The organism is Nocardioides sp., assembly GCF_004803405.1.
Classification (GTDB): domain Bacteria; phylum Actinomycetota; class Actinomycetes; order Propionibacteriales; family Nocardioidaceae; genus Nocardioides; species Nocardioides vastitatis.
This window is the reverse complement of sequence record NZ_SSXI01000276.1, coordinates 1-4,694: the sequence shown is the minus strand read 5'-3', so window position 1 is coordinate 4,694 and position 4,694 is coordinate 1. Positions and strand designations below refer to the sequence as shown.

Below are 4,694 nucleotides of genomic sequence, written 5' to 3'. Positions count from 1 at the left end.
CAGGCGGTGACCGCCGATGGCACCGCATTGGTGCCGTTCGGACGCACCTCCACGCGCCCGAACGTGGCCCGCTGGCCCGACCCCCGGGCCGCCTCGTTCGCCGCGAGGGCGGTGGCCGCGTAGGTCAGCATCGGGTCCGCGCGGTCGCGCATCCGCGTGGTGCCGGCGTGGTCGGCTCGGCCTGTGATGTCGAGTCGCCAGCGGCCGTGCGGCCAGATCCCGCTCGCCGCGCCCACCGGCGCGTCGTGGTCGATCAGTCCACGGCCCTGCTCGACGTGAAGCTCGAGGTAGCAGTCCACCCCGGAGAGCCAGCCGGTCGGGTCGCCGCCTTCGACGAGGTCGCCCAGCCGTACGCCGGCGGGGTCGGTCAGCTCGCGGGCGTCGGCCCACGAGGTGGCACCGACGGCGAGCCGCGAGCCCAGGCAGGCCCGGCCGAAGCGCGAGCCCTCCTCCTCGACGAACGCGGCGATGCCCAGCCGGCGAGCGGGCCGGACACCGCGCTCGCGCATCAGGTCGACCGCGGCCAGCGCGGAGACGACGCCGAGCGGGCCGTCGTACGCGCCGCCGTCGAGGACGGAGTCGAGATGGGAGCCGGTGAGGACGGGGCTTGGGTCTCGCGACGGTCGCTGCGCGCCCTCCTCCCCCGGCGCAACGGGCCGCCACCAGGCCACCAGGTTGCCGAACGGGTCCTCCTCCACGATCAGGTCGCGTGCGCCCGCCTGCTCACGGAACCAGCTCCGCAGCTCGAGCTCGGCGGCGGTCCACGGCTGCCGGAAGTACCCGCCCGACACCGGCGACCGGCCGATCGGCGCGAGGTCGCGCCACATCCGCTCGAAGTCGGCCGGTGCGGTCATCGCGGACCCTGGTCGCGCGACATCGGGATCCGCACTCCGCGCTCCGCGGCGACCTCCTCGGCGCGCTCGTAGCCGGCGTCCACGTGACGGACCACGCCCATGCCGGGGTCGTTGGTCAGCACCCGCTCGATTTTCTCGGCCGCCAGTGGCGTGCCGTCGGCGACCACCACCTGACCGGCGTGGATCGAGCGACCCATGCCGACGCCGCCGCCGTGGTGGATCGACACCCAGGTGGCGCCGGACGCGGTGTTGACCAGCGCGTTGAGCAGCGGCCAGTCCGCGATCGCGTCCGATCCGTCCGCCATCGCCTCGGTCTCCCGGTAGGGCGAGGCGACGGAGCCGCAGTCGAGGTGGTCACGGCCGATCACCACGGGGGCCTTCAGCTCGCCGGAGGCCACCATCTCGTTGAACCTCAACCCGGCCAGGTGCCGCTCGCCGTACCCGAGCCAGCAGATCCGGGCCGGCAGGCCCTGGTAGGCCACCCGCTCCGAGGCCATGGTGATCCACTTCCGCAGCCGCTCGTTCTCCGGGAACAGCTCGAGGATCGCGCGGTCGGTGGCGGCGATGTCGGCGGGGTCGCCCGACAGCGCGGCCCACCGGAAGGGTCCCTTGCCCTCGCAGAACAGCGGCCGGATGTAGGCCGGCACGAAGCCGGGGAACTCGAACGCCCGGTCGTAGCCGCCCTTGCGCGCCTCGTCCCGGATCGAGTTGCCGTAGTCGAACACCTCCGCGCCGCGGTCCTTGAACTCCACCATCGCGCGCACGTGCGCCGCCATCGACGCCTGGGCCTCCTTGGTGAAGCCGGCCGGTTCCGCCTCGCGCCGCGCCGCCCACTCCTCGAACGGCACCCCGATCGGCAGGTAGTAGAGCGGGTCGTGGGCGGAGGTCTGGTCGGTCACGATGTCGATCGGGGCGCCCCGCTCGAGCAGCGCGGGCACCAGCTCCGCGGCGTTGCCCAGCACGCCGATCGACAGCGGCCGCCGCTCGTCGCGGGCCGCGACGGCGAGCTCCAGGGCGTGGTCGAGCGAGTCCGCCTGGACATCCAGGTAGCGGTGCGCGATCCGCCGCTCGATCCGCGAGGGGTCGCACTCGATGCAGATCGCGACGCCGTCGTTCATGGTGACCGCGAGCGGCTGGGCGCCGCCCATGCCGCCGAGGCCCGCGGTCAGCGTGATGGTACCCGCCAGCGTGCCGCCGAACCGCTGGTCCGCCACCGCGGCGAACGTCTCGAAGGTGCCCTGGAGGATGCCCTGCGTGCCGATGTAGATCCACGAGCCGGCGGTCATCTGGCCGTACATCGTCAGCCCGAGGTCCTCGAGCCGGCGGAACTCCTCCCAGTTCGCCCAGTCGCCGACCAGGTTGGAGTTGGCGATCAGGACCCGCGGCGCCCAGGGGTTGGTCCGCATGATCCCGACCGGCTTGCCGGACTGCACCAGGAGCGTCTCGTCGTCACCCAGGTCGCGCAGGGATCGCACGAGAGCGTCGTACGCCTCCCAGCTGCGGGCGGCCTTGCCGGTGCCGCCGTAGACCACGAGCTCCGCCGGGTTCTCGGCCACCTCGGGATCCAGGTTGTTCATCAGCATCCGCAGCGGCGCCTCGGTCTGCCAGGACCGTGCACTCAGCTCGGTGCCGCGCGGCGCGCGCACTTCCCTCATCGCAGCTCTCCGATCATCGACTCGGCGGCGGCCACCACGGAGCCGTCCCGCACCAGGTTGAGCGTTCTCTCGATCTCCGGCGCCAGGTGGCGGTCCGGACCGGGGCCCTCGATCCCGGCGTCCCGGAGCAGTCGTACGACGGCACCGGTCGCGGGCGACGGGTCGAGCGGGGCCCGGAGATCCAGCGCCCGGGCAGCCGTCAGCACCTCCACGGCGAGCACCCGCGCCAGTCCGTCCACGGAGCGGCGCAGCTTGCGGGCGGCGTTCCAGCCCATCGAGACGTGGTCCTCCTGCATGGCGCTGGAGGGGATGGAGTCGACCGAGGCCGGGACCGCGAGCCGCTTCATCTCCGAGACGATCCCAGCTTGCGTGTACTGGGCGATCATGTGGCCGCTGTCGACGCCGGGGTCGTGCGCGAGGAAGGGCGGGAGGCCGTGGCTGCGGTTGGCGTCCAGGAACCGGTCGGTACGACGCTCGCTGACGCTCGCCACGTCGGCGGCCGCGATCGNTCCCGTTGGACTCGACCCGTCCGTCGTCGGGAAGGACGACGGGGTTGTCGATCGCCGAGGACAGCTCGCGGTCCGCGACGCTCGCCGCGTGCTCGAGCGTGTCGCGGGCGGCGCCGTGCACCTGCGGCGAGCATCGCAGCGAGTAGGCGTCCTGCACGCGGTTGCAGTCCGGCCCACGATGGGAGGCGACCACGCCGGAGTCCGCGAGCAGGGCGACCAGGTTGTGTGCGGAGTCGGCCTGCCCGGGATGCGGGCGCAGCGCCATCAGCTCGGGCGCGAAGACCCGGTCGGTGGCCAGCTGACCCTCGACCGACATCGCGGCCGCGATGTCAGCGGTCTGCAGCAACACCCGCAGGTCGTGGAGCGCCAGGACGAGCATGCCGAGCATGCCGTCGGTGCCGTTGATGAGCGCGAGCCCCTCCTTCTCCGCGAGCTGGACCGGCTTCAGCCCCGCCCGGCGAAGCGCCCACTCGGCAGGCTGCAGCTCGCCCTCGGCGGTCCGCACCTCGCCCTCCCCCATCAGCGCGAGCGCGCAGTGCGCGAGGGGCGCCAGGTCGCCGGAGCACCCGAGGGAGCCGTACTCGTGGACGATCGGGGTCAGGCCCCGGTCGATCAGGTCCGCGAGCAGCTGGGCGGTCTCCCGTCGTACGCCGGTGTGGCCGGTGGCGAGGGTCGAGAGGCGCAGCAGCATCAGTGCCCGCACCACCTCGCGCTCCACCTCGGTGCCCGAGCCGGCCGCATGGGAGCGGACCAGGGAGCGCTGGAGCTGGGCGCGCAGCTCGGGCGCGATGTGGCGCGTCGCGAGCGCCCCGAACCCGGTCGAGACTCCGTAGGCGGGCCTCGGCGAGGCCGCGAGGTGGTCGATCACCTCGCGCGCCCGGTCGATCGCCTCCAGCGCCTCGTCCGAGAGCCGCACCCCGATGTCGTGCCGGGCGACGGCGACCACCTCGTCGAAGGTGAGCGGTCCGGTTCCGACGGTGATCTGGGGCTCGTCTGCCATGGCTCCATTCGACCTCGCGCGGCCTCCCGGCGCTACGGGACTCAGTCGAGTGCTGTCTCGAATACGAGACATACCGCGCTGGGCGTGCGATCCTCGGCGGATGAGCCAGGTGCCGGCCGCGACCCGGGCGCTCCGGGTGCTGCGATTCCTCGCGACCCAGGCCGACCCCGTCCCGCTGGAGCGGATCATGCAGGCGTGCGAGCTGCCGCGGAGCACGGCCTACCACCTGGTCAACGCGATGATCGCGGAGGGATTCGTGGTCCACCTCGCCGATGAGCGCCGCTACGGCCTGGGCATCGCGGCGTTCGAGGTCGGCACCGGCTACACGCGGCAGGGTCCACTGCAGCGGATCGCCCGCCGCCCCCTGGCCCAGCTGGTGGACCGCACCGGGCACAGCGCGCACCTGGCGGTGCTGCACGGGCGGGACGTGCTCTACGTCGTCGAGGAGCGCGCGCCCGGGCGACCTCCGCTGGTGACCGACGTCGGTGTCCGCCTCCCCGCCCACCTGACGGCGAGCGGCCGGGCGATCCTGGCGCACCTCTCCAGCAGCCAGGTCCGCGCGCTCTACCCCGACCGCACCGTGTTCGTGGACCGCACCGGCGTCGGACCGCAGAGCCCGACGGCGCTGCGCGCCGTGCTCGCCGAGACCCGCCAGCGCGGGCACGCGCGGGAGGCC

2 protein-coding genes and 2 pseudogenes are annotated in these 4,694 nt (G+C 73.5%); 1 reads left to right on the top strand and 3 read right to left on the bottom strand.

Going from position 1 to position 4,694, the window contains the following annotated elements; genetic code table 11:
• The 3 genes and pseudogenes from E7Z54_RS19635 to hutH all read right to left on the bottom strand — a co-directional run.
• A partial coding sequence (locus tag E7Z54_RS19635) for an allantoate amidohydrolase (protein WP_240769797.1) occupies window positions 1-854 on the bottom strand: 854 nt, incomplete at its 3' end.
• A pseudogene (gene hutU, locus E7Z54_RS19630) lies at window positions 851-2,494 on the bottom strand (urocanate hydratase); the annotation flags it as partial. The pseudogene hutU and the gene E7Z54_RS19635, both read right to left, overlap by 4 nt.
• An 11-nt stretch (window positions 2,495-2,505) precedes the next feature.
• Window positions 2,506-4,018: pseudogene (hutH, locus tag E7Z54_RS19625) on the bottom strand (histidine ammonia-lyase).
• Window positions 4,019-4,118: 100 nt separating this feature from the next.
• Here hutH and E7Z54_RS19620 point away from each other — a divergent pair.
• A partial coding sequence (locus tag E7Z54_RS19620; RefSeq protein WP_136436410.1) for an IclR family transcriptional regulator occupies window positions 4,119-4,694 on the top strand: 576 nt, incomplete at its 3' end.